Genomic DNA, 22,467 nt, shown 5'->3' on the forward strand with positions numbered 1-22,467 from the left:
ACGAGAAAGAGTATGACAATCTTTATGATCACGTCAGAGCCCGAACCGCGCGTAGTCGGCGCGTTCTTCGATTGCCGCGATGGCGTCTTGCGCCATGGTCGACCCGAAACGTTGCAACAAACCACGCTTGCGACCGTAATTGGCAAATTGCACCTTGTCGCCGTAAAGCTCTTTCAGCTTGGGTACCAGATGGCCAATACCGTCCACCAGACCCAGTTCTATCGCGCGGCGACCCAACCAGAATTCGCCGGTGAACAGATCCTGCTTGTCGGTCAGGCGATCTCCGCGCCGTGCCTTCACATGATCGGTGAAGGCATCGTGCAACTGCTCCAGAATGTTCTTCAGGCGGGCAACATCCTCGGGCTTTTCAGGCTGGAACGGGTCCAGCATGCTTTTGGATTTGACCGATGTATGAACCCGTCTCTCAAGACCTTGACGGGCCAGAAAAACCGGCGCACCAAACCCGGCTGCAATCACACCAATGGATCCCACGACCGATCCGGGATCAACCCAAATATCATCTGCCGCAGTCGCCAGCCAATAGCCGCCAGAGGCTGCAACGTCTTCGACAAAGGCATGCACCGGGATGGCTTTTTCCTCGGCCAGGCGCCGAATGCGAGCCGCGATCAGCGAAGATTGAACGGGCGAACCACCCGGCGAATTGATGACCAACGCCACCGCCACGGGCTTGCCGCGCTTGAAGGCCTTTTCGATCACCGGCGTCATCGTTTCTTCGCTCAGTTGCGCACGGCTACCAGCACCAATGGACCCGGACAAACGGATCACGGCGACTGTGGGGTCAGATTTTACAAATGGGATCCAGCGTTTCATGAAGCCCGATGTAGAATGCCGGTGCCCTACAAACAAGGCAACAAGTCGCACGCAAATGCATAGTTGCCTAAAAAGTTATGAGCCAAGGGCAAATAAGTCACGCCAGATCAAGGATGTTTCATGACTTGATGCGGTATCCCGTCTTGAAAATGAACCAGATGATGGCTAGGCAAATTCCGGTGAAAACGGCGATTGCCAGCAGGCTGAACCCGATCGCCACATCCGCGGTGCCAAAGAATGACCAGCGGAAACCCGAAATCAGGTAGACTACAGGGTTGAACAAAGTGATCGTTTGCCAGACCGGCGGCAGCATCGAGATCGAATAGAATGAGCCACCAAGGAAAACCAATGGGGTGATCACCAAGAGTGGGATCAATTGCAATTGCTGAAAGTTCTTTGCCCAAATGCCGATAATGAACCCAAAGAGTGAAAACGACAGGCAAGTAAGAACCAGAAACGCCATCATTGCCCAAGGGTGCTGAATATCGAGATCGACGAAAAACTCGGCCGTGATCAGGATGACCACACCGATGAAGAGCGACTTGGTCGCCGCTGCGCCGACATATCCCATCACGATCTCAAGGAAATTCACCGGAGCCGAGAGCAGCTCGAAAATCGTCCCAATGAATTTCGGAAAGTAGATTCCGAACGATGCGTTGCTGATAGATTGTGTCATGACCGAAAGCATGATCAGCCCAGGTACGATAAACGCACCATAGGTAACCCCATCAACCTGATCTATACGGCTGCCGATGGCGGCCCCAAAAACCACAAAATAGAGCGAGGTTGAAATGACAGGTGACAGAAAGCTTTCCATCAGCGTGCGGAAAAACCGCTTCATCTCGTAGATGTAGATCGCCTTGATTGCAGGAAAATTCATGCTGCATCCTCCTGAACAAGACCAACGAATATCTCTTCCAGGCTGCTTTGCGTGGTTTGAATATCGCGCAGCGACAGTCCCTCTTTCGCCAGTGCTTGCAGCAAGCGTGTGATCCCGGTCCCCTCGCCGCGGGTGTCATAGTGGTAACTCAAACTCGCCCCGTCCGCGGTCAGTTCCAGATCATAATCTGACAATGCGTCTGGTACCGCTTTGACCGGTTCCTGAAGGTCGATTCGCAGCGTCTTTTTGCCCATACGCGCCATCAGCGATGCCTTCTCCTCGACCAGGAGCAATTCACCTTTTGAGATCACCCCGACGCGGTCAGCAATCGCCTCTGCCTCTTCGATGTAGTGCGTTGTCAGAATAATGGTCACGCCATCGGCCTTCAGCCCTTCGACGATTTTCCACATATCTTTGCGCAGCTCGACGTCAACACCCGCCGTAGGCTCATCCAGAAACAACACCCTTGGTTCATGGCAGAGCGCCTTGGCAATCAGAACGCGGCGCTTCATCCCGCCAGACAATTCCATGATCCGGCTGTCCTTTTTATCCCAAAGCGAAAGCTGCCGCAGGATACGTTCGATCAAAGTATCGTCGCGTTTTTTACCAAAGAGACCCCTGGAAAATCGGACAGTGTTCAGCACTTTTTCAAATGGTTCCAATGCCACTTCCTGTGGCACCAGACCGATCAGTTGCCGGGCGCCGCGAAAACCCGTCTGGATATCAAATCCGCCCACGCTTGCCGACCCTGAACTAGGTGTTGTTATCCCGCAAAGGGTAGAAATTAAGGTTGTTTTCCCCGCGCCATTGGGGCCGAGAAGCGCCAATATCTCGCCCTCTTCGATGTTCAACGTGACACCTTTTAGTGCCTCGAAGCCACCTTTGTAGACCTTGCGCAAATCATTGACTTCGACAATGGGCATTTTGACATCCTTCACGTGATCCGCGAGACCCTATGTCATTCACGAAGCCGTGAAAATGCCAGATTGGAGCAGAGAAGGCTCTGCGCCCATGCACATAGTTTCAGCTGATAAGGCGCTTGAGCCAGCCCTTCTTCTCCGCCTCAGGTTCACCTTCTTCCTCGGAGGGGCCTTCAAGCACTTCCTCGAAACGAGCAAAAAACTGGTCCGCCATTTTCTTGGCGAATCCATCCACGATGCGGCTGCCCAACTGTGCCAGCTTACCGCCAACCTTGGCCTCAACATCATAGATCAGGCGTGTGCCGGTTTCGCTGTCTTCTAACCTGACATCAGCACCGCCCTTGGCAAAACCCGCCGCACCGCCTTTGCCTTCGCCACTGAGGGTCAGGCTTTCACCTTCCACCATGTTAGAAAGAGTGACAGACCCTTTGAAAGTGGCTTTGACCGGGCCGACCTTCTGCACCACAACGGCCTCGAACCCATCTTCGGGTGTGCCGCTCACCTCTTGTGCGCCGGGCACACATTCCTTCAGCATTTCAGGACTGAGAAGTGCTGCCCAAACGGTTGCACGATCCACTTTGATGTCTCGTTCATCACTCATCTTCATGGAACAGCCCTTTCGTCTGATTTTCCAGTCATTCTACTGCGCCAGCAAAAGTCTGAAAAGTCGCAAACCGGCGTGACCGCTATAGACAAAAGTGGTAGTGCCCGCTGGAAAGGAACCCCGATGACGGTAGAGACAAGACTTCAGAACCCGGCATTGGGCATCGGATTCATTCTGATTGGTATTCTGGCGATTTCCATCAACGACATGTTGATCAAGCTGTTGTCGGGCGGGTATCCCCTGCACCAAATGGTATTCACCCGGTCGATGATCGGGATTTTTTTCAGCCTGATACTGGTTCAGCTTGAGGGTGGATGGCAAATACTGCGCACCAAAACGCCCGGGCTGCATATTTTGCGCGGTGTGATGCTGGTGACGGCCAACCTCACCTTCTTTTCGGCTCTAGCAGTATTGTCGCTTGCCGAGGCAACGGCGATTTTCTTTATCGGCCCGCTGCTGATCACATTGTTAAGCATTCCAATCCTGGGAGAAAAGGTTGGCCCGTTGCGCCTTGGGGCGGTTGTTGTCGGCTTCATCGGAGTCTTGATCATGACCCGTCCCTGGCAGAGTGGCGAAGCGCGCGAAGTGTCACTTTTGATTTACCTGCTTCCGATCCTGGCCGCGCTGACTTACGCGATCAATCAGGTTCTGACCCGCAAATTGGGCGCCACAACAAAGGCATCGGTGCTCGCGGCTTATTTGCAAGGTCTCTTCATCATCGTCAGCCTGGGATTCTGGGCCGTTGCAGGCGATGGCCGTTATGCAGAAGGGTTAGAAAATGAAAGTCTGATCTTTCTCCTGCGCGCCTGGGTTTGGCCAAAGGGGCAAGATCTTTACCTGTTTTTTGGGCTTGGACTGAATTCAGCAATCATAGGTTACACATTGGCACAAGCCTATCGGCAAGCGGACGCTGCAACGATCGCACCGTTCGAGTATCTGGGATTGCCGCTTGCGGTCTTCTGGGGCTGGTACATGTGGGGTGACCTGCCAGACATGATTATCAATGCCGGTATCGCGCTTGTGCTGGGTTCGGGGATTTTCGTATTTCTGCGTGAACGGCAAAAGAAACTGCGCGATCTGGCGCACAAAGATACCCATCGCCGCTTCTGATCTCCCTTTCGCGCGAACCGCGCCCATCCTAGAGTTCGGCAAAAGATCGGAGGGTTCATGATGTTGCAGGGGACACGAATAATCGAGATTGAAGGGCTGGGTCCCGGTCCCTTTGCGGCAATGCTGTTGGCCGATCTAGGCGCCGAGGTGATCGTTATTCATCGTCCCGGCCCTGCTCCGGAAATTACAGGCGACCCCAGTATACTTGACCGGGGTAAGAAATCCGTCACGCTTGATCTCAAAGATGGCAAAGATCTGGCAGCGGCGCGTGCATTGATCAACTCTGCCGATGCGATGATCGAAGGTTTTCGCCCAGGCGTTATGGAACGTTTAGGGCTTGGTCCCATAATCTGCCTCGCCGACAATCCCAAACTGGTCTATGGCCGCATGACGGGATGGGGCCAGGACGGCCCACGCGCCTCGACGGCCGGACATGATTACAATTACATCGCCACCTCCGGCGCGCTTTGGTACACGTCCCTGCCGGGTACGCCACCGATTGCGCCGGCAACACTTGTGGGTGATATCGGCGGCGGCGCGCTTTATCTGGTGGCCGGCATTTTGGCCGGGCTGCTGAGTGCGGCGCGCACTGGCAAGGGCACCGTTGTCGATGCTGCAATTGTCGACGGATCGGCCCACATGATGACCCTATTGATGGCGATGCAGCCCGCGGGTAATCTGAAGATGCAACGCGGCCAGAGTCTCTTGGACGGCCCGCATTGGTCGCGCTGTTATGCCTGCGTTGATGGCCATTTTCTGAGCGTTCAGTGTCTGGAGCCAAAATTCTATGCCGAGTTTTTAAGCCTGATGGGATTGGATAACGATCCGCGTTTTTCTGAGCAATTTGACCGCTCGCTTTGGCCGGACCAAACCGAAGCAATGGCAAAGATTATCGGGTCAAAACCCATTGCCCACTGGCGCAATCTCTTTGATGGATCGGATGCCTGTGTCGCACCCGTTCTTTCCCCAGAGGACGCCGCTCAAGAGATGCATATGTCGGAGCGGGATGTCTGGCAAAGAGTTGATGGGCGTTTGCAACCCGCTCCGGCCCCACGCTTTGACGGGCAGTCGGGTGAAATCGTCGCCCCACCCAGGCGTGGCCAGCATACGGAAGAGATATTAGCGGAGTTACACAGCAGATAGCGGCATCAAAACTCTTTTCCTGATCGGCCATTCACAGATTGGGGATCGAGTTCGCATTCTCTCTCGCACCCACTTTCATCTCTTGTTAACGTGGTGCTCATGCGTGTGTTGCTTCTTCTGTTACTGACCCTCTCCGCTTGTGGCCGGCCCTTGACCCCGGCCGAAAAAAGCTTTGCGACACAGATACATGGACCCACTATAGACACATCACGCATCAGAGCGATCCATGGTTCACCAGTTGGATCGGTAACATATCAGCGTCCCAAGCGCCCCCGGCTTGCATGCCGCGAACTGATACTTCCAGAGCCGAAGACAGAAATGGTAACGGTTGGTCCAGTCGCAATGGTCGTCCACAACAAGGTCTTCTATGCGCGCGACTGGTATCTTGAGGATTACCTTGAAAACTATCCACAAGAATTGAACCTTTTGACCGCGATGCTATTTGCCCATGAAGTTACACATGTATGGCAATGGCAAAACCGGGCGACGACCGGCTACAGCCCAATACGTGCAGCGCGCGAGCATCAAGGCGGCGCAGACCCCTACCTCTACGATATAAATACAAAAACTGACTTTCTGGACTATGCGTATGAACAACAGGCCAGCATCGTCGAAGAATATGTTTGCTGCGCGACGCTTGACCCGAACGCCGCCCGTACGAAACGACTTGAAGCATTGTTGAAGGGAGCTTTCCCGATGCAGAAATTGAGCATACCGGAAACCGTTTACTTGCCTTCTGAAGAGGCGAATATCCGAGGTATTTGCAGCCAGCAACCGGAGGGCGCCGGGTGACCTTTGTTGCTGACAATCAATTTTCTCTGCTCATGGCGTTCTTTCTGGCAGGCCTGATCGGCACTGCAATTATTTTTCGTAAACCAGCAGGTCACCGTGCCTGGCTGATGGCAGACCTCATCTGGGTCGTGCTGGGTGGGTTCGGCGCGTTGGTGGCCGTTTTGGCAGGTATCTACAAGGCCGACAGCGGCCGTATTGATCGCCAGATCGACATCGCCTATGCCGCCACATCCGCCTTCGACAAGGATGCTGCCCGCTTTCGCTTGACCTATTGTGAAAATCTACAGACCGGAAACATTTCGACACTCTGCGACAAGGTCGATTTCTTGTCGGCGTCAACCGCAGAAAACGCGGAACTGCCCCTATTCATCGCCGTAACGGATGAGGTCGCACCGCTAAGTGGGCTCAACTTCATCGTGCGCGGCATGGAAAGCGATGACCAGGTGCAAGCGATGGTGGAGAAGGCAGACAGTTTTGATGCCGGACAGTTTTTAACTTTCGCCCCGCTCGACCAAGATACGATCCCGGCGATGGAGGCCTTACGCGGGACCAATCCCGCCATTGCAGCAGATTTTCAGATCATCGCACAAAGTTACAACGATTTGGTAGCACAGGTCGGCAAGCTGAAAGATGAGTGGGAGTTCTTGCAAGCCAATTCCCATATCCTCGTATTGCAAATTATCGCGCTTTGTTTGGTGAGTTTCGCGGCGCCCTTTCGACTGGGTAAATCCATTGTGGAATTACGCCGGGGCAGCTAACGCTGAATGCTCTCAAGATACGCAAGCAATGCTGCCAATGGTCGTGGTGTCGGTGTGAGCACACCATCGCCCACATCCAGAGGCACAGTATCCCCTTGCAATAGCAAACCAAATTCAGGCATCTCGCTACCCGGCAATCCGGTTCGGTCATAACCGTCGATCACCGATAGCACCCGCGCCTTGGGGAAAACCCCATCCTCTGTCAATTGCGTCAGATCCGCGGGTGGTGGTGAATACGACGCAGCCCAAGGCCCATTCCCCTTGCCTGTTGCGCCATGGCATTGCGCACAGTTATCTGCATAAAGCGCCTGACCTTCAGGGGCTTCCGGCATCGAAACTGTCGTGCACGCCGCAACAACAGCTAAAATCCATAGAAATCTTAGATGCTTCATACCTGTCCTCCTACGTCGATCCTTTCATGAATCAACGCGGAGCAACTTGATCTGACTCAAAGAAAATATGTGACGTCGACGCAGAACTGACGAAGACAGCTGCTGTTATTTCTTGAGCCTGCGCAGCCCTTCATTTTTGCAAATCTGGTCACCTTCAGCGATCGTCATACCCGGAGGTATCGAAATCGCCTCATCCCAAATGACCTGCCGGTGTGTATAAAGTTGGCAGACCACCGGACCTTTCGGGGAAGACAGTTTGACCGGGGTCGTTTCATACTTAACCGGATCAACACTACAGCCTGCCAGTACCAAAACAGCTGCACAGCCCAGGAACGGCGTCACTTTTGACAATTTAGACATCTCGATTCTCCACTCTTTATACTCAACGCCGCATTGCGGAATTCGCTTAACGGTTCAGGCGGCAGTTCTGTACGCGCCTATAGGACTATGATTTACGAATTGTTAACCACGGTCATATTGTGTTTTCTTACCAACCGGCCTTTTACCCCACCAACTTGCCCGCTAAGGCGTTGTCGATCAACTGGATCGTTTCATCCACCCCGTAAAGTGCAATAAATCCGCCGAAACGCGGCCCCTGACTTGCGCCCAGAAGCACCTCATACAGCGCCTTGAACCAGTCACGTAGCGGATCAAACCTTTCGCGGCCACAGGCAAAAACGATCCCCTGAAGTTCTTCCGCATCCAGCCCACCAGCCCAATCTGCCAATTGTGCCCGCAAATCTTTCAACGCTTCACGCTCCAAGTCGCTTGGCAAGCGATAGGTTTTCGTGGGTTTTACAAAATCATTGTAATAGCGCACGGCAAAACCAGCGGCGTGATCCATGTCGGGATTGGATTCCGGATTGGCCTCGGGCGCATAACGCTGGATGAACCCCCACAACTGGTCCTTATCCTCAGCCCCGGCAACAGAGGCAAGGTTCAGCAGCATCGAGAATGGCACGACCATACGGCTTTCGGGAACATCCCCGCCGTGAATATGCCAAACGGGATTGTTGAGCTGTCCCTTGGCTTCCTGTGTCGGATACGCGCGCAATTGTTGATGATATTCATCCACCGCCTTCGGGATCACGTCAAAGTGCATCCGCTTGGCGGTCTTGGGCTTTTGGTACATGAAATAGGACAGGCTTTCAGTCGCCGCATAGGTCAACCATTCGTCGATCGAAACACCGTTACCGGATGATTTCGAAATCTTGTGCCCCTGATCATCCAGAAAAAGCTCATAGGTGAAATGTTCGGGCGCCTTCTGACCAAGGATTTCACAGATGCGGTCATAGATCGACGTATTGGTCGAATGATCCTTGCCATACATCTCGAAATCGACACCGAGTGCCGCCCACCGGGCGCCGAAATCAGGCTTCCACTGCAATTTCACATTGCCACCAGTAACAGGCAGCGTCATCTCCTGCCCGTCTTCATCGTCAAAGGTTATGGTGCCATCTTTGGCATTCACCTCTTTCATTGGCACATAAAGCACTTTGCCGGTTTCAGGATGAATTGGCAGGAAGATTGAATACGTCTGCTGGCGCTCTTCGCGCAGGCTTTTCAACATAACCGTCATAATATCGTCATAGCGCTCAGCAGCGCGCAACAGTACCTCGTCAAACCGACCTGAACGGTAGAAATCGGTGGCGCTGATAAACTCATATTCGAACCCGAACGTGTCCAGAAACCGCCGCAGCATGGCATTGTTATGGTCGCCAAAGCTGTCATGCGTCTCGAACGGATCTGGCACGCTGGTCAGTGGTAGTTGCAGGTATTGTTGCAGTTTTTCAGGATTGGGCACATTGCCCGGCACTTTGCGCATGCCATCCAAATCGTCCGAGAAACAGATCAACCTTGTCGGAATATCCGAAATCAATTCGAACGCACGCTTGATCATCGATGTGCGCGCGACCTCGCCAAACGTACCGATATGCGGCAGGCCTGACGGACCATAACCCGTTTCAAACAGGACATATCCCTTTTCCGGTGGCGCTTTCTGATAGCGTTTGAGAACGCGGCGTGCTTCTTCAAAAGGCCAGGCTTTCGATTGCATTGCGGCGTCACGCAGATCAGACATTCGGGATACTCCGGTTTTCCTGGCGCATTCGTCGCGCCAAGGCTAGTGCGCTTCCTATTGCTCACCGGGCTGACAGTCAATATTCTGCACCGCAACAACGCATTGCAAAGGACATCCGATGACCGAACAAATCCAGCATCCCCTGACACCTCAGGACTGCCTTGTCGCGGTGATGATCGCTGTTTCTGCCTCGGATGAGAACATCCGCATTTCCGAACTGGTCAAGATTGAGGTTGCCGTAAACAACCTACCGGTCTTTGCCGGCTATGACCTTGATCGGATGCGGGTGATGTCACAAACCGTTTTTGACCTGTTCAGCGTCGAAGACGGGTTGGATGCACTATTCGGACTGGTGCGCGACAATCTGCCAGCGCGACTGTTTGAAACGGCCTACGCGTTGGCTTGCGATGTGGCGGCTGCTGATGGCACTTTGGACGAATCCGAGCTGCGCATCCTTGAAGAAATCCGCTATGAGCTTAATGTCGACCGGCTGCACGCGGCCGCCATCGAACGCGGTGCGCGCGCGCGGCATCTGACCGCCTAAGCCCTTTCCTTCCGTTGCAAATTTGGTCTTAATGGCGCCTGAAGTCACGGGAGGATTTTAGATGCGTTGCGTTTTCGTCAATATCCGCTGCAAGCCGGGCACGTCATATCACGTCGCCGAACAGATCGCGTTGCGCGAAATCCATTCCGAGTTGCATTCCACATCCGGGCCCTTTGACCTCCTGCTAAAGCTCTACGTGCCCGAGACCGAAGATGTGGGCCATTTCATCAACGAAAAACTGCTCGACATAGACGGGATCGAGCGGACAGAGACAACGCTAACCTTCAAGGCGTTCTGAACTAAAAGGGAGACGGAGTATGAAACTGAAATCACTGATCGCAGCAGCCTGCATCGGAGCGCTGGGCACAACGGCACTGGCCGCTGATGGCAAGGTCAAGGTAGGTATGATCACGACACTTTCAGGTGGTGGTGCTGGCCTTGGTATTGATGTGCGTGACGGTTTCATGCTGGCCGCAAAGATGGCTGGCAATGACAACCTGGAGATTGTTGTCGAAGACGACCAGCGCAAACCTGAGATCGCAGTACAACTGGCCGACAAGATGATCCAGTCGGAGAAAGTGGATGTTCTGACCGGCATCATCTGGTCAAACCTAGCGATGGCCGTTGTACCTGCCGCGACCGCACAGGGTAAATTCTACCTCTCGCCGAATGCCGGACCGTCCGCATTGGCGGGCAAAGGATGCCATCCGAATTATTTCAACGTCGCATGGCAGAACGATAACCTTCACGAAGCAGCAGGCGGTTACGCAAATTCGGCAGGCTTCAAGAAAACCTTCATCCTCGCGCCGAACTATCCAGCGGGCGTGGACGCATTGACGGGTTACAAGCGCCTATACGAGGGCGAATTGGCGGGAGAGATTTTCACCAAACTCGGGCAAAAAGATTATGCCAGCGAAATCGCGCAAATCCGCGCAAGCGACGCCGACAGCATCTTTTTCTTTCTACCCGGTGGCATGGGTATTTCCTTCCTCAAGCAACTTTCCGACAGCGGACTTGATCTACCAGTCGTCGGCCCGGCTTTCAGCTTTGATCAGGGCATCCTGCAAGCAGTCGGCGATGCTGCGATGGGTATAAAAAACACCAGCCAGTGGAACAAAGATATCGACAACGACGCGAACAAGACCTTCGTTGATGCGTTTCAGGCCGAATATGGCCGTCTTCCTTCGCTTTATGCCAGTCAGGGATATGATACCGCCAACCTGTTGATCAGCGCGATGGGCAAAGCCGATATCAGCGATGCAGATGCTTTCCGCGCCGCTTTGATGGAAGCCGATTTTGCATCGACCCGTGGGGATTTCAAATTCGCCACCAACCATCACCCCGTGCAGAATATCTATGTCCGCGAAGTGATCAAGGAAGGCGATGTTTACACCAACAAGATCATCGGCACGGCGCTGGAAAGCCACGCCAATGTCTATGTTGATGAATGCAAGATGTAGTCACCGAAACTGCATGTCATACAAGCGCGGTCCCAAACGGGGCCGCGTTTTTCTTTGGAGGTGACTGGATTATGGAATTATCTCAAATTTCTCTACGTCGACCAATCCGCGATCCGTGATTTTTAGCGCCGGTATGACAGGCAGGGCCAGAAAGGCCAATTGCAGAAACGGCTCTTCTAGTGTCACGCCCAAGCCCCTAGCCGCGTCGCGCAGTTCAACCAACCGGTCGCGTACAAATTCGAACGGTTCGAGGCTCATCAATCCAGCGACAGGCAAGGCAAGCTCCGCCAGAACTTGACCACCATTCGCAACAACGAACCCGCCTTCGATTTCGCTTAGCCTGTTAGCAGCCAGCACCATATCGTCATAGTCAATTCCAACGCAGGCAATATTGTGGTGATCATGGCAAACGGTCGAAGCAATAGCGCCGGATTGCAGTCCAAAACCCCGGACGAATCCGGTTGATATGTTTCCGTTCCGACCATGCCGTTCGATCACCGTGATACGTGCCAGATCACGCGCTGGATCGGGACGCTTGTCACCATCCTCGATCACGATGTTCTCATGCAGATGCTCAGTGATGATCTTACCTTCGATAATTCCGATCACGTCCGTGGTTTCATGATTGCCAGTATTTCGGAAATCGCGCGCCGTAATCTTGGGTGCGCTGACCGACCCGCGGCCGACAGGGGCCACGCTTCTACGGGCCTGGAATGCCCTATCGTCCACGACTTGCCCGGCGCAAAGTACCAACTTCGCGTCGCAAGCATCCAACGACCGCACGGCCACGATATCGGCACGTTGCCCGGGCGCAATCTGACCGCGATCCTTAAGGCCAAACGCTTCGGCTGCCGATAAAGACGCCGCGCGATAGACCGCCAGTGGAGATGATCCAAGGGCAATCAGCGTCCGGATCATATAGTCCAGATGGCCGTGTTCAGCGATATCAAGCGGGTTCCTGTCATCGGTACAAAGGCACATATACGGCGATGCCCGCTCGGTAAGCAGCGGTTGCAGCGCGTGCAAATCCTTGCTGACCGATCCCTCGCGGATCAGAACGCGCATCCCCTTTTGCAGTTTCTCCCGCGCCTCTTCCTCGGTCGTCGCTTCATGCTCGGTACGAATACCCGCAGCGATATAGGCATTCAGGTCGCGGCCAGTAAGCTGTGGGCAATGGCCGTCAACATGCCGACCTTCGAACAGGCTTAATTTGGCCATCGCTTCGGGGTCACGGTGGAAGACGCCAGGGTAGTTCATAAATTCCGCCAGACCAATTCCAGAAGGGTGATCCATCAGTGGTTTCAGATCTTCAGCGCTTATGCGGGCGCCAGATGTTTCCATGTCCGTCGAGGGCACGCAGGAAGAAAGCTGTACCCGAATATCCATCACCGTCGATTCACTGGCTTTCTGGAAATAACGTATACCTTCCGGGCCAATCACATTGGCAATCTCATGTGGATCACAAATTGCAGTCGTCACGCCACGCGGCGTAACACAGCGGTCAAACTCAAACGGCGTGACAAGTGAGCTTTCAATATGCAAATGCGTGTCAATGAAGCCCGGTACCAGGATCAAGCCGGTTACATCAATCACACTCTTAGATTGATACTCATCCCCGATGCCAACAATCGTGTCTGCGCAAATCGCCACATCGCCATCCAGCAACGCACCCGTCACCAGATCAAAAACCCTACCCCCACGCAACACGAGATCGGCGGGCAAATCACCGCGACCCTGCGCGATACGACTTTCAAGTTCAGCCATCAGAACGCTCCGTCATATTGGCTTTTGAAACCTGGCTCATTTCACTGTAGCATTTTCTCAGGCTTGTCGATTCTTTGAATGTTCTGAGTGCGAAAGTGATAACCAAACAATGAAAAATATCTTTGTAACGGCCGGTGCAATTTGCCTATTTGGAAGCGCACTGGCAGCTGATCCGATCGAAGGCAAATGGCGCACGTCCAAAGACGATAACGGTTTTTCAGGGCTGATTCATATTGCACCTTGCGGTGATAAACTGTGTGGCAGATTGCTAAAATCCTTCAATGCAGAGGGCAAGGTTTTTGCATCGGAATTCGATGGCAAGAACATCCTGACTGAAACAGTTCCCAAAGGCGATGGCGAATATCGAGGCAGAGCGTTCTCGCCCGATCGACGCAAAACCTATAATTCCAAGCTGAAACTGAACGGTGATAAGCTGAGTGTTTCTGGCTGCATCCTTGTCATCTGCCGAACCGGCGATCCTTGGACCCGGGTTGAGTAAGCCGCACTATATCCTTCAGCGCATTAGTCTTGCTGCCTGTCCCGTCCGATCACGATACAACTATTTTGACCTCCGAACCCGAAGGAATTGCTAAGCACATGTTGCAATTGGGCGGGGCGAGCAACATCAGGCACAACATCGAGCTGAATATCCGGGTCAAGTTTTGATACATTGATCGTCGGGTAAACAACCTGATCGCGCAGCATAAGAACCGACGCGGCCACTTCGATCACACCTGATGCGCTAAGCGTGTGACCGATCATGGATTTGATCGAACTTACCGGAATTTGTGGTAGAAGCTCCCCGAAGACCGCCTTGCATCCAAGGAATTCAACCCTGTCGTTTTCGGGTGTAGATGTTCCATGTGCATTGAGATAGCTAATATCCGATGGCTTTAGACCCGCATCGGTAAGCGCGTTCTGCATGACATCGACAATACGCTGCGCATCCGGTTGATGCCGCAACCGGTGATACCCGTCCGCCGCTTCTGCAATCCCTTCGACGACACCCATGATAGATGCACGACGGTGCAGTGCCACACTTCGCGTTTCCAGAACCAACGCAGCGGCACCTTCTCCTGGAACGAAACCATCACGATCCGCATCAAAGGGGCGAGAGGCCGTGCCCGGATCATCGTTGCGAGTGGATAATGCCGAGATTTTCCCAAATCGGGCCAGCATTTCAGGGCTCAACGACGCATCTGAAGCTACTACGATAACCCTATCGGTTTCACCACTGCGGATAGCTTCGGTCGCCATAATGACCGCCGTCGCCCCCGATGAGCAGGCCGTGGTAATCGTCTGAGGCATGCCGACGATTCCGTAATGCGCCATCAATCGCTCAGTTATCGCCCCTGGGCGAAGCCGGTCGTGCATCCGCCTGAACTCTGGATCTGCCGCAGACTTCAACAGGTCAGCGTAACCGACCTCTCTGCGTTTTGCGGCCTCGGCAAGGTTGAAACGATCTGACCAACCCATCTGGAGCGGCGGCAACCCAATTACGAGTTCAGCGGGCAAGTTGCCGTCGTCGATCAATCCGCTTTGGGCAATTGCTTCTTCAATAGCCAAGACGGCAATTGCTTCTGTCATTTCGACCGGGAGCAAATCAGGGGGCAATAGATTGTCGATACTGGCCGCTATTCGGGTGCTCAGGCCGTCAGTTTCAAACCTTGTAATGGCCGAAACCGCTGAATTGCCAGAATGCATCGCGACAGCGTTCACTTCAGCGCCGCGCCCGAAAGCGGTGACAATACCCAATCCCGTAATAACGACATCGCGCATGGAACCCTGGGTCATTCCGCAGGGCCCAACAAGGCCGCGGCAATGCCCGCGCGATGACCAACCATAGCGGCAATCATATTGCTGGCATCACCATGCCGAAACTTGCATATGGCCGTAGTGATCAAACCTAGAAAATGCGCTTCCATGCCGTGGCCAAGGATATCAGTGCTGGTGATGTCAGAAACGGGCAACTCCAGCCCTGCCAATGCATCAAATTCAGCGCGTGTTCGGGCAGGCAATCCGCATGCAGCCGACAATATCCGGGGTGCGGAGCATGATTCAGACAAGCGCTGAATCAATTTCGAGTAGCTCGCCTGTAGACACTCTCCTTCCGACGCGGACCAATCTGTTGCGAGCCCAGATATTATAGCGTGGATCGACGCATTCCGGGCGCGCGCGTGAGCGACAGACTCGAGGACAAGGAACGATGCCAGACTACCCGGCAACAGGCCATTGCGATCCGCATTTGCAACTCTACTGGCCGGGCCACTCTGTGCAATTCCGCCGATGACCATTCCGATAAGACGATCTACGCATTCCGCATCCTGCACACCGCCAACCAAGATGATATCGGACTGGCCGTGCGCAATCCGTTTCACTGCGGTGGACAGCGCCGCGACCCCTGCTTCTTCCTCGCCCATGAAAGTGCGAGATGCACCACCAACGCCGTGTACGACGGCAATATTCCCCGCAAGCATATTGGGCAATTGGGACAAAAAGTAAGATGGCCGCATCTTGCGCATCATGAGCGCGTTCAAATCGGAGCCAACGCTGGATATTTCTCTAAGGATAGCCTCATCCGCATCAATTTCTCGCCCGCCGCCATTCGTGGCCAAATTCATGTCCACCTGTTTGCTCTGAATTGCAGTATTCAGCCCTGCATCGTCCAAAGCACAACCTGCAGCGTGAACACCCATGAGTTGCCAGCGCTCCATTTGGCGTTGATCACTTTTCTTCGGAACCCTTTCCGTCAGATCAACAGTCGCCAAGGGTAATATTGCGTAGGGTGGAAATTGCGACACATCGGGGGGTGCGAGTGGCCCGCCTTCCAATGCCTCGAAATGCGCAGTCGACCCCTCACCGAGACAGGACAAGATGCCAATACCTGTTACAGCAACCTGATGCATAAAGGCGCTACTGTCATTCCAGAGATTGCGAAATACATTCTCAGGATGCTTTCTCTGCGACAAGTTGATCAATCCGGGCACAGAACATCTTCAATGTAAAAATAGGTGCCTCGGACAAATCTTTTTCTTCGGTCTCCGCGCCCCATTTCTCGGTCGGGATGCTGACATCGAAGAGATCCTCGATGGCGAAGGTCAGATCATAAAGATCAATGGAATCCAACCCCAGATCACGCAGGATATGGCTGTCGGCTGTTATGCTTTCATGTGGAACATCGTAAGATTCCGAGATGGTTTGTGCAACTTTTGCAAACGTATCATTCATAATCACATCTCAAAGAAAACTGACAACCGCATTAACATCGCACATGTTGGTGCTTTGTCAACAATCGGACTGGCGAACGACGAGGTGCCTAACACACATTTCAGTGACGCGCGCAGGATTGTCGAAAAAGTACAAAACCGTTGATCTGCAATCTGACGCTCTATATCGTCGCGAGCAGGGAAGGTGGATGATTTATCCAATGAATTTGATGTATTGGCCCGGTCCAAAGGATCCGTGGCCAGAGGTGGCGACACGGTAGCATGGTCGATTTTGTATCGTTGAAATGTGCCGTTTTTGATACGGGCGGGTAATTGAATTGAAGTTTGATATTGAGTTTGTAGGGGGCGGCCCTGAAAGGGCCGAAGGACTGACCGCAATTGGGCGCGGGGTTTTTTCAATTTCATCCAGCCGGCGATGGCTGATTGGGCGATCCAACGAAGCAGATATATCTTTCCCAAATGACATGCATTGTTCACGCAAGGCAGCCTATTTGGTTGCTCAGGGCTCTGATATCTATCTTGATCCCATTTCCGAAACATCGCCCTGCGTCGTAAATGGAAAACCGATTTCAGGACGCGCCGCTCTTGGTGAGGGTAGTGTGGTGGAAATTGGCAGGCAAAAATTTGTCATACGCAATCTGCAATCGAAGGCGCAGCCATCACAATTTGCCGACCCAGAGAAAACATCCATCCTCACGGATGCCTTTGAGCGCCCGACGAAGACATCTGGCCCGTCACAAATACCGATCCACGAAAAATCGACAATTATCGGTCGTGGAACAGCTGCAAATACGGTGACACTGAAACACCCCACAGTATCACGTGTACATGCCGAAGTACGACAGCGCAGCGGCACCGCATTTATCCGCGACCGGGGTAGTGTGAATGGCACTTTTGTAAACGGTAAGCGGATCAGCGGTGCGATGGCGCTGTCGGAAAATGACAGCGTCAGCATTGGCCCTTTCGCATTTCAGTACAGTAAGTCGGCCTTACGGGCGATAAGATTTGATGAAAACGCTCCGGTCCTTGAAACCATGGGACTGACCGTCGATGTCAAAAACCATTCTGGCGGTGGCCAGTTGCGCATTCTGGATGATGTGAACCTTAGCATCGCCAAGGGAGAATTCGTTTGTATCGTCGGCTCAAGCGGCTCGGGGAAATCCACCCTTGTCAACCTGCTGTCTGCACGGACTCTTCCAACATCAGGCGTTGTGCACATGAAGGGTGTCAACCTTGCCGCAAACTTTGCAGCGCTCAAGCATGACATGGCGTATGTTCCACAAAACAACGCGTTGCATGAGACCCTAACACTGCGCCAGGCATTGAACTTTGCCGCCAAACTGCGCCTGCAACCCGACCTTACGGCCAAGGCACGCAACAAGATCGTCGAAGATGGCGCCAAAGCAGTTGACCTTGACGGACGTCTGGATATGAAAATCAAGGATCTGTCGGGCGGGCAAAAAAAGCGCGCTAGCCTTGCGAGTGAAATCCTTGCTTCACCTGCGGTCCTGTTTCTTGATGAGGTTACGTCGGGGCTGGATGAAGCGACAGACCGCGAAATCATGGAGTTGATGCGGAAACGAGCGGATGCTGGGATGACCGTAATTTGCGTCACCCACACGCTCGCCAACATCCATGCCTTTTGTGACAAGCTGGTGGTGATGGGAAATGGCGGCATCCCCACCTTCATCGGCTCGCCCCGTGAAGCCCTTGATTTTTTTGGTGTCGAAACGCTGGGGGATATTTTTGACAGCCTGAGCGAAGCAGGTCCAAAGCGTTGGCGCGAGAAGGCCAAGCAAAGTCTTAGCAGTTTTCAGAATGTAAAATCCGCCCCCGCGTCGGCACAAGCTACCTCTGTTGCCGCAATACCAGCACTGACCAACCGTACCAGCATCATAAGACAGCTTGGGATTCTGACACATCGCAGCGCGCTATTGACCATTGCAGATACAAAATACCTTCTGATGGCCGTGATCCAGAGTTTCATGATCGGGGCGATGCTGGGCTATGCTTACTCCGAATTCGGCGATCCCGGGGAAGAAATCACCTCTCGGATCGCGCTTTTGATGGCATTGGGAACATCTGCGCTATGGCTTGGAACGACGAGCGCCGCAAGCAACATTGTCGGAGAAGCGCTTATTTTTCAGCGAGAACGAGACGTCAACGTTTCAACGATCGCTTTTGTGCTATCCAAATTCATTGTCTCTGGATTCTTTTCGGTTCTTCAAGTCTCGCTTGTGTTGTTTCTTGCCGCTCAATTAGCTGAGGACTTGCCCGGGAACGACTTTATCCAATGGGGATTTATGGCGCTCGGCGCGTTGATAGGCGTCGGCATGGGGTTGGCGATCTCAGCCTTTTCTAACACGCAAGAACAGGCCAATACCATCGTTCCGCTCGCGCTGATACCTCAATTGATCCTTGCGGGTGTTCTGGTACCTGCATTGCCTGAACTGGGCGTCTGGTTTTCCAAGGTATCCATCAGTGCCTTCTGGATGACCGAAGGGATGACGGACATTTACATTCGTTTCGCTGACAAGACACCGACACAGATAAATTTGACGACAGGGCGGTCCGAAGAACTGGAAGCAGAATCCGCTTTCCTGGCCTTCATCGTACTGACGCTACATCTCGGGGGGTGTGTGATGGGCGCGATCGGCCTTGCTCTGAACCGCTTCAACCGGCGATAAATTCTCGCCGTCATCTGGTCGAATCAACCAGCCCATCCAAGGGGTCACGATGAAAGACGTTTACATCAGCAGCACCGGTGCCTTCCTGCCAGGCAATCCAGTGCCGAACGACGAAATGCTAGAATTCCTTGGAGAAATCGATGGGAAATCAAAGCGATTTCGCGATTTCGTGGTGCGCCAGAACGGTATCAAAACCCGGCACTATGCTATTAACAAATCGCAAGAGCTGTGCTGTTCAAACGCGGAAATGGCGGCAAAAGCCGTCAAGGAAGCGCTTCGCAATGCTGACCTAGAGACCAAGCAGCTTGAATGCCTGATGGCGGCGACAACAATGGCTGATCTGATTGTGCCGGGACACGCCAGCGCCGTTCACGGTGAATTGGGTGGTGGTCCCATGGATATCGCCAGTTTTCAGAGTGTCTGCGCCAGCGCGATGATGGCGGTCAAAACAGCATGGATGAATGTCAGATGCGGCGAAGCTTCCAACGCAGTGGCGGTCGGTTCAGACCTACCGAGCATCCGCTTTCGTCCCATCGCCTATACGCCGGCAAAAGAGGCTATTAAAAACCCACAGGTACGGATGTCGGCAGAATTTCTGCGCTGGACATTGTCCGATGGTGCCGGCGCTGCCCTGCTGGAAAATACTCCTCGCGGACCATTGTCATTGCGAATTGATGGCATCAGAACACAGTCTTTTGCACACCTGTTTCACACTTGCATGTATGCAGGAATTGCACCTGATAAGCTGAAGGACCTCAAGCAGAACTGGTCCACCCATTCCGAAGGCGTGCCCGGATCTGCCGCAGATGGCGCGATGATGCTGCTTCAGGACATGTCACTCTTGAAAGAGATATTTCAAGTTTGGGCAGACGAGGCTCGCAACATCGCCGATTCCGGTCACTTCGACCCCGAGAACGTAGATTGGTTCCTGTGCCACTATTCAGCAGAATCTTTAAGGGACGAGTTTGCCAATCTTCTTCGCGAAAGAGGCGTTGATATCGCGATGGAAAAATGGTGGTCAAATCTTTCATGGCGCGGGAACACAGGCGCTGCCAGTGTCTTCCTGCTGCTTCATGATTTCCTTAGAAGCGGGCAGGCGAAACCCGGCGAAAAAATATATTGCATGGTTCCGGAAAGCGGCCGCGCATTGATCAGTTCAATGTTCCTGACCGTCGTTGCTGTTTGAGGCATCCGGTCAGAAAAGACATATGAAAAAGGCTGTGGCACCCCAGAATGATTATCTGAGCTTCCCAACCATGTGCGTATCTATTCAGCCGATAAACGCCCTAGACAGATTTTGAAACGGGCGCTTAAGGCAGATCGTTCAGTTTCATAGGATAGACTAAAGCATCGGCCCCGGTCCCTGCACCCAGATAGTCCACCCACAGATCCGTTGTTTCATTGAACCGCGAATAGAGCTCGATCTTGTCAGCCAGCACGGTTAACCGGGTTTGCTGCTCCGAAAGTGACATGTCGATCCACTCCTCTTCTGTCACTTTCATAATGTCGGAGATGTAGGGCAACCCATCCAGTAACTCCGAAATCGAAACGGCCTCTGCCAGGGTCGTGTCCGCATTCCGGGCGACCTTCTCTGGTCTGCGGGCCATATCGGCTGCCGCAGATAGCACTTCAGAAAACATCTGATCCGATGACAGGATATTTTCTTCACCTTTTTCAAAGATCACTCTCATCGCTTCACTTAGGTCACTCAGCTGGGATTTGGTCAACAAAAGCCTAATCGACAAAGGTTTCAGGCCGGGCCGGTCAAAATCACGATCGGCAACATATGCCTCGAACACATCCGGCGCTTTCGCACCGGACTGACGACCCAGATATGCAAGCTGCATAGTACGACCCGCTGACTGCAATGCCGCTGTGAATCCATCATCCGCAGATGATGCATCCGGGATAGGTCTACTTCCTTCATCGTCTGGGATCACACCATTCCGGAAGTCGAGAACCTGCTGGGTTGCTACGGTGCCAATTTTACGAGCGGCCTCGCGATAAAGCGTTTCATCCCCGTTTTCGACCGGCAGATAAAGAGAATCTTGATTGCTGCGTCTGACAAGTTCTCGATAGGCACCTTCCGCCTTTGCATGATCCTTCCGACCTTTTTCGGTCTTCAGATGCAGAACAGACGTAAATGCCTGCAAGCGTTCTTTCACAAGGGAATTCAGTGCGGCCGCTGTCAGCCCGGTAGCGCTATATTTGTCACTTGCCTCACGTGGGCTGGCATCGGTCACCAGCACGATGTAGCGCGCACCATACTCGGACCAGTCCATCGTTTCGACAGCATGATCAATACCCATATAGGCATCTTCGCGGAAATTGCGGCTGGTGCTTTCAGCCTCATTCATCTGATCAATGCCAGCAAAGAACGTCTGCGCGTCCCGCCCTTCGTTGAGGTTAACAAAGGTTCTCACGTCATAGCCAAGATCTGGCGCGGCTTCGATGTTATCGCGATAGCCGATCAAACCAAACGAAACGGCATCCTCAATCCCTTTGTCCGCAAAGCTCTGGTAAACCTCTTTCAAGGCGGCCTCGGTGCCTTTGATGTAGGGTTCCATCGAGATCGTAGTATCGACAACGAAAACAATCGCCGCGCGATAATTTTCGCGATCAACCTCTGGCAAAGGGGTGTTTTCGGTTATTTCGCCGGAAGAATTGCCAGTAGCGCCAGCACGCGCAACCGCCACTTTCAGCACGTTCACGAAAGCATTATTGGATTCCAAAATCGCCTCTTCGCTCTTGAGAATTGGCATAACGTAGAGGTTCTTACGTAAATCCGGTGTCGCGCGCGGCCCCAATGCCACGATGTCATCGCTTGGTGCTCCGCCATTCTCAGCGGCCAGGGCACCTTCGCGAAAATCGGCAGCTACGCGGGCGGGGTCCTCACTTTCGACGGTTTCGTAGACGCCGTCTTCCGTTCTGAAGAACAGCACACGACCAAGGTTTTCAGAACCTTCAAAGGTCGCAACAATGTTTTGCCGCCACGGCGTCGATTTAGATTCCTCGATCCAAAAAAGCGTCTCGCCTTTGTCGTCCGGACCTACCTGGATCCAATCCCCATCTTGTGCATAAACGTAAAGGGGTTGAAGCGGTGCCAGTGATGCCCCCGCTGTACCGTCCGGGCTGTCATATTGATTTGTGACCTCTCTGATCAGCACACGTTTGTACAGCGTATCTTTGCCGTCCATTTTTTGCGGTTCGCGCGCGGATCCGGGCGCTGCAACAAGCGTTGAGATTGCAAAGGCAAGGAAAATAAGTGGGCGCAT

At 53.3% G+C, this 22,467-nt stretch carries 23 protein-coding genes and 1 pseudogene; 11 read left to right on the plus strand and 13 right to left on the minus strand.

Going from position 1 to position 22,467, the window contains the following annotated elements; translation table 11 throughout:
* Positions 1–33: 33 nt before the first annotated feature.
* From Q1B27_RS06610 to Q1B27_RS06625, 4 genes are all read right to left on the minus strand, one after another.
* Entirely contained in the window at positions 34–831 is a 798-nt protein-coding gene (locus Q1B27_RS06610; RefSeq protein WP_299845500.1) for a S49 family peptidase, read from the minus strand.
* A 118-nt stretch (positions 832–949) separates the two neighbouring features.
* Positions 950–1,711 carry an ABC transporter permease gene (locus Q1B27_RS06615; protein WP_299845503.1) on the minus strand — a complete coding sequence of 254 codons (762 nt, stop codon included), beginning with the start codon at positions 1,709–1,711 and terminating at the stop codon, positions 950–952.
* Entirely contained in the window at positions 1,708–2,634 is a 927-nt protein-coding gene (locus Q1B27_RS06620) for an ABC transporter ATP-binding protein (RefSeq protein WP_299845506.1), read from the minus strand. The genes Q1B27_RS06615 and Q1B27_RS06620 overlap by 4 nt, the downstream gene beginning before the upstream one ends.
* Positions 2,635–2,734: 100 nt before the next feature.
* The gene (locus tag Q1B27_RS06625) at positions 2,735–3,238 is read right to left on the minus strand and encodes a CoxG family protein (RefSeq protein WP_299845509.1); all 504 of its coding nucleotides are present in this window, start codon (positions 3,236–3,238) and stop codon (positions 2,735–2,737) included.
* Positions 3,239–3,358: 120 nt separating this feature from the next.
* Between Q1B27_RS06625 and Q1B27_RS06630 the strand changes: the two genes are divergently transcribed.
* The 4 genes from Q1B27_RS06630 (at position 3,359) to Q1B27_RS06645 (ending at position 7,038) form a co-directional block, all read left to right on the plus strand.
* The gene (locus Q1B27_RS06630) at positions 3,359–4,345 is read left to right on the plus strand and encodes a DMT family transporter (RefSeq protein ID WP_299845512.1); all 987 of its coding nucleotides are present in this window, start codon (positions 3,359–3,361) and stop codon (positions 4,343–4,345) included.
* Positions 4,346–4,405: 60 nt separating this feature from the next.
* A complete protein-coding gene (locus Q1B27_RS06635; RefSeq protein ID WP_299845515.1) occupies positions 4,406–5,488 on the plus strand; it encodes a CaiB/BaiF CoA-transferase family protein in 1,083 nt (360 codons plus the stop codon).
* A 318-nt stretch (positions 5,489–5,806) separates the two neighbouring features.
* On the plus strand, positions 5,807–6,280 hold the full coding sequence (locus tag Q1B27_RS06640; protein WP_367181340.1) for a hypothetical protein: 474 nt from the start codon (positions 5,807–5,809) through the stop codon (positions 6,278–6,280).
* Positions 6,277–7,038: a hypothetical protein gene (locus tag Q1B27_RS06645; RefSeq protein ID WP_299845521.1), complete on the plus strand. Its 762-nt coding sequence runs from the start codon at positions 6,277–6,279 to the stop codon at positions 7,036–7,038. The genes Q1B27_RS06640 and Q1B27_RS06645 overlap by 4 nt, the downstream gene beginning before the upstream one ends.
* Here Q1B27_RS06645 and Q1B27_RS06650 read toward each other — a convergent pair.
* The 3 genes from Q1B27_RS06650 to Q1B27_RS06660 form a co-directional block, all read right to left on the minus strand.
* A complete protein-coding gene (locus Q1B27_RS06650) occupies positions 7,035–7,430 on the minus strand; it encodes a cytochrome c (protein ID WP_299845524.1) in 396 nt (131 codons plus the stop codon). The genes Q1B27_RS06645 and Q1B27_RS06650 overlap by 4 nt on opposite strands.
* Positions 7,431–7,535: 105 nt before the next feature.
* Positions 7,536–7,790: a hypothetical protein gene (locus Q1B27_RS06655; protein ID WP_299845526.1), complete on the minus strand. Its 255-nt coding sequence runs from the start codon at positions 7,788–7,790 to the stop codon at positions 7,536–7,538.
* 142 nt (positions 7,791–7,932) lie between these two features.
* The gene (locus Q1B27_RS06660) at positions 7,933–9,510 is read right to left on the minus strand and encodes a lysine--tRNA ligase (RefSeq protein ID WP_299845529.1); all 1,578 of its coding nucleotides are present in this window, start codon (positions 9,508–9,510) and stop codon (positions 7,933–7,935) included.
* Positions 9,511–9,628: 118 nt separating this feature from the next.
* On the opposite strand from Q1B27_RS06660, the gene Q1B27_RS06665 reads away from it, so the two are divergent.
* From Q1B27_RS06665 to Q1B27_RS06675, 3 genes are all read left to right on the plus strand, one after another.
* The gene (locus Q1B27_RS06665) at positions 9,629–10,054 is read left to right on the plus strand and encodes a tellurite resistance TerB family protein (RefSeq protein ID WP_299845532.1); all 426 of its coding nucleotides are present in this window, start codon (positions 9,629–9,631) and stop codon (positions 10,052–10,054) included.
* Between the two features lie 61 nt (positions 10,055–10,115).
* Positions 10,116–10,352 (plus strand): Lrp/AsnC ligand binding domain-containing protein, encoded by a 237-nt coding sequence (locus tag Q1B27_RS06670; protein WP_299845535.1) that lies wholly within the window; start codon positions 10,116–10,118, stop codon positions 10,350–10,352.
* A 19-nt stretch (positions 10,353–10,371) separates the two neighbouring features.
* Positions 10,372–11,514, plus strand: a complete 1,143-nt coding sequence (locus Q1B27_RS06675) for an ABC transporter substrate-binding protein (RefSeq protein WP_299845538.1) — start codon at positions 10,372–10,374, stop codon at positions 11,512–11,514.
* A gap of 69 nt (positions 11,515–11,583) precedes the next feature.
* Here the strand turns inward: Q1B27_RS06675 and ade are convergent, their stop codons facing one another.
* On the minus strand, positions 11,584–13,278 hold the full coding sequence (ade, locus tag Q1B27_RS06680; RefSeq protein WP_299845541.1) for an adenine deaminase: 1,695 nt from the start codon (positions 13,276–13,278) through the stop codon (positions 11,584–11,586).
* Positions 13,279–13,387: 109 nt separating this feature from the next.
* Between ade and Q1B27_RS06685 the strand changes: the two genes are divergently transcribed.
* Positions 13,388–13,777, plus strand: coding sequence for a DUF2147 domain-containing protein (locus Q1B27_RS06685; RefSeq protein WP_299845544.1), 390 nt, complete (start codon positions 13,388–13,390; stop codon positions 13,775–13,777).
* A 23-nt stretch (positions 13,778–13,800) separates the two neighbouring features.
* On the opposite strand, the gene Q1B27_RS06690 is transcribed toward Q1B27_RS06685, so the two are convergent.
* The 4 genes from Q1B27_RS06690 to Q1B27_RS06705 are packed head-to-tail and all read right to left on the minus strand — an operon-like array spanning position 13,801 to position 16,982.
* Positions 13,801–15,072 carry a beta-ketoacyl synthase N-terminal-like domain-containing protein gene (locus tag Q1B27_RS06690; protein WP_299845546.1) on the minus strand — a complete coding sequence of 424 codons (1,272 nt, stop codon included), beginning with the start codon at positions 15,070–15,072 and terminating at the stop codon, positions 13,801–13,803.
* The gene (locus Q1B27_RS06695) at positions 15,069–16,247 is read right to left on the minus strand and encodes a beta-ketoacyl-ACP synthase (protein ID WP_299845549.1); all 1,179 of its coding nucleotides are present in this window, start codon (positions 16,245–16,247) and stop codon (positions 15,069–15,071) included. The genes Q1B27_RS06690 and Q1B27_RS06695 overlap by 4 nt, the downstream gene beginning before the upstream one ends.
* On the minus strand, positions 16,225–16,506 hold the full coding sequence (locus Q1B27_RS06700) for an acyl carrier protein (RefSeq protein ID WP_299845552.1): 282 nt from the start codon (positions 16,504–16,506) through the stop codon (positions 16,225–16,227). Before Q1B27_RS06700 ends, Q1B27_RS06695 begins: the two co-directional genes overlap by 23 nt.
* A 2-nt stretch (positions 16,507–16,508) precedes the next feature.
* Complete coding sequence (locus Q1B27_RS06705) at positions 16,509–16,982, minus strand: hypothetical protein (protein ID WP_299845555.1); 474 nt, start codon at positions 16,980–16,982, stop codon at positions 16,509–16,511.
* On the opposite strand from Q1B27_RS06705, the pseudogene Q1B27_RS24505 reads away from it, so the two are divergent.
* The 3 genes and pseudogenes from Q1B27_RS24505 to Q1B27_RS06715 all read left to right on the plus strand — a co-directional run.
* Positions 16,970–17,059: pseudogene (locus Q1B27_RS24505) on the plus strand (hypothetical protein); the annotation flags it as partial. The gene Q1B27_RS06705 and the pseudogene Q1B27_RS24505 sit on opposite strands and share 13 nt — an antisense overlap.
* A 48-nt stretch (positions 17,060–17,107) precedes the next feature.
* Positions 17,108–19,192 carry an ATP-binding cassette domain-containing protein gene (locus tag Q1B27_RS06710; RefSeq protein WP_299845557.1) on the plus strand — a complete coding sequence of 695 codons (2,085 nt, stop codon included), beginning with the start codon at positions 17,108–17,110 and terminating at the stop codon, positions 19,190–19,192.
* 100 nt (positions 19,193–19,292) lie between these two features.
* Positions 19,293–20,378, plus strand: coding sequence for a 3-oxoacyl-[acyl-carrier-protein] synthase III C-terminal domain-containing protein (locus Q1B27_RS06715; protein WP_299845560.1), 1,086 nt, complete (start codon positions 19,293–19,295; stop codon positions 20,376–20,378).
* A gap of 124 nt (positions 20,379–20,502) precedes the next feature.
* Here the strand turns inward: Q1B27_RS06715 and Q1B27_RS06720 are convergent, their stop codons facing one another.
* Complete coding sequence (locus Q1B27_RS06720) at positions 20,503–22,467, minus strand: vWA domain-containing protein (RefSeq protein WP_299845562.1); 1,965 nt, start codon at positions 22,465–22,467, stop codon at positions 20,503–20,505.

The organism is uncultured Roseovarius sp. (assembly GCF_947489715.1).
Lineage (GTDB): Bacteria > Pseudomonadota > Alphaproteobacteria > Rhodobacterales > Rhodobacteraceae > Roseovarius.

Coding starts and splice junctions, on each gene's coding strand:
- Q1B27_RS06700 (WP_299845552.1), bottom strand. CDS start 16,506: ATGAATGATACGTTTGCAAAAGTTGCACAAACCATCTCGGAATCTTAC.
- Q1B27_RS06670 (WP_299845535.1), top strand. CDS start 10,116: ATGCGTTGCGTTTTCGTCAATATCCGCTGCAAGCCGGGCACGTCATAT.
- ade (WP_299845541.1), bottom strand. CDS start 13,278: ATGGCTGAACTTGAAAGTCGTATCGCGCAGGGTCGCGGTGATTTGCCC.
- Q1B27_RS06660 (WP_299845529.1), bottom strand. CDS start 9,510: ATGTCTGATCTGCGTGACGCCGCAATGCAATCGAAAGCCTGGCCTTTT.
- Q1B27_RS06685 (WP_299845544.1), top strand. CDS start 13,388: ATGAAAAATATCTTTGTAACGGCCGGTGCAATTTGCCTATTTGGAAGC.
- Q1B27_RS06640 (WP_367181340.1), top strand. CDS start 5,807: ATGGTAACGGTTGGTCCAGTCGCAATGGTCGTCCACAACAAGGTCTTC.
- Q1B27_RS06630 (WP_299845512.1), top strand. CDS start 3,359: ATGACGGTAGAGACAAGACTTCAGAACCCGGCATTGGGCATCGGATTC.
- Q1B27_RS06690 (WP_299845546.1), bottom strand. CDS start 15,072: ATGACCCAGGGTTCCATGCGCGATGTCGTTATTACGGGATTGGGTATT.
- Q1B27_RS06635 (WP_299845515.1), top strand. CDS start 4,406: ATGTTGCAGGGGACACGAATAATCGAGATTGAAGGGCTGGGTCCCGGT.
- Q1B27_RS06665 (WP_299845532.1), top strand. CDS start 9,629: ATGACCGAACAAATCCAGCATCCCCTGACACCTCAGGACTGCCTTGTC.
- Q1B27_RS06720 (WP_299845562.1), bottom strand. CDS start 22,467: ATGCGCCCACTTATTTTCCTTGCCTTTGCAATCTCAACGCTTGTTGCA.
- Q1B27_RS06610 (WP_299845500.1), bottom strand. CDS start 831: ATGAAACGCTGGATCCCATTTGTAAAATCTGACCCCACAGTCGCCGTG.
- Q1B27_RS06615 (WP_299845503.1), bottom strand. CDS start 1,711: ATGAATTTTCCTGCAATCAAGGCGATCTACATCTACGAGATGAAGCGG.
- Q1B27_RS06625 (WP_299845509.1), bottom strand. CDS start 3,238: ATGAAGATGAGTGATGAACGAGACATCAAAGTGGATCGTGCAACCGTT.
- Q1B27_RS06620 (WP_299845506.1), bottom strand. CDS start 2,634: ATGCCCATTGTCGAAGTCAATGATTTGCGCAAGGTCTACAAAGGTGGC.
- Q1B27_RS06650 (WP_299845524.1), bottom strand. CDS start 7,430: ATGAAGCATCTAAGATTTCTATGGATTTTAGCTGTTGTTGCGGCGTGC.
- Q1B27_RS06655 (WP_299845526.1), bottom strand. CDS start 7,790: ATGTCTAAATTGTCAAAAGTGACGCCGTTCCTGGGCTGTGCAGCTGTT.
- Q1B27_RS06675 (WP_299845538.1), top strand. CDS start 10,372: ATGAAACTGAAATCACTGATCGCAGCAGCCTGCATCGGAGCGCTGGGC.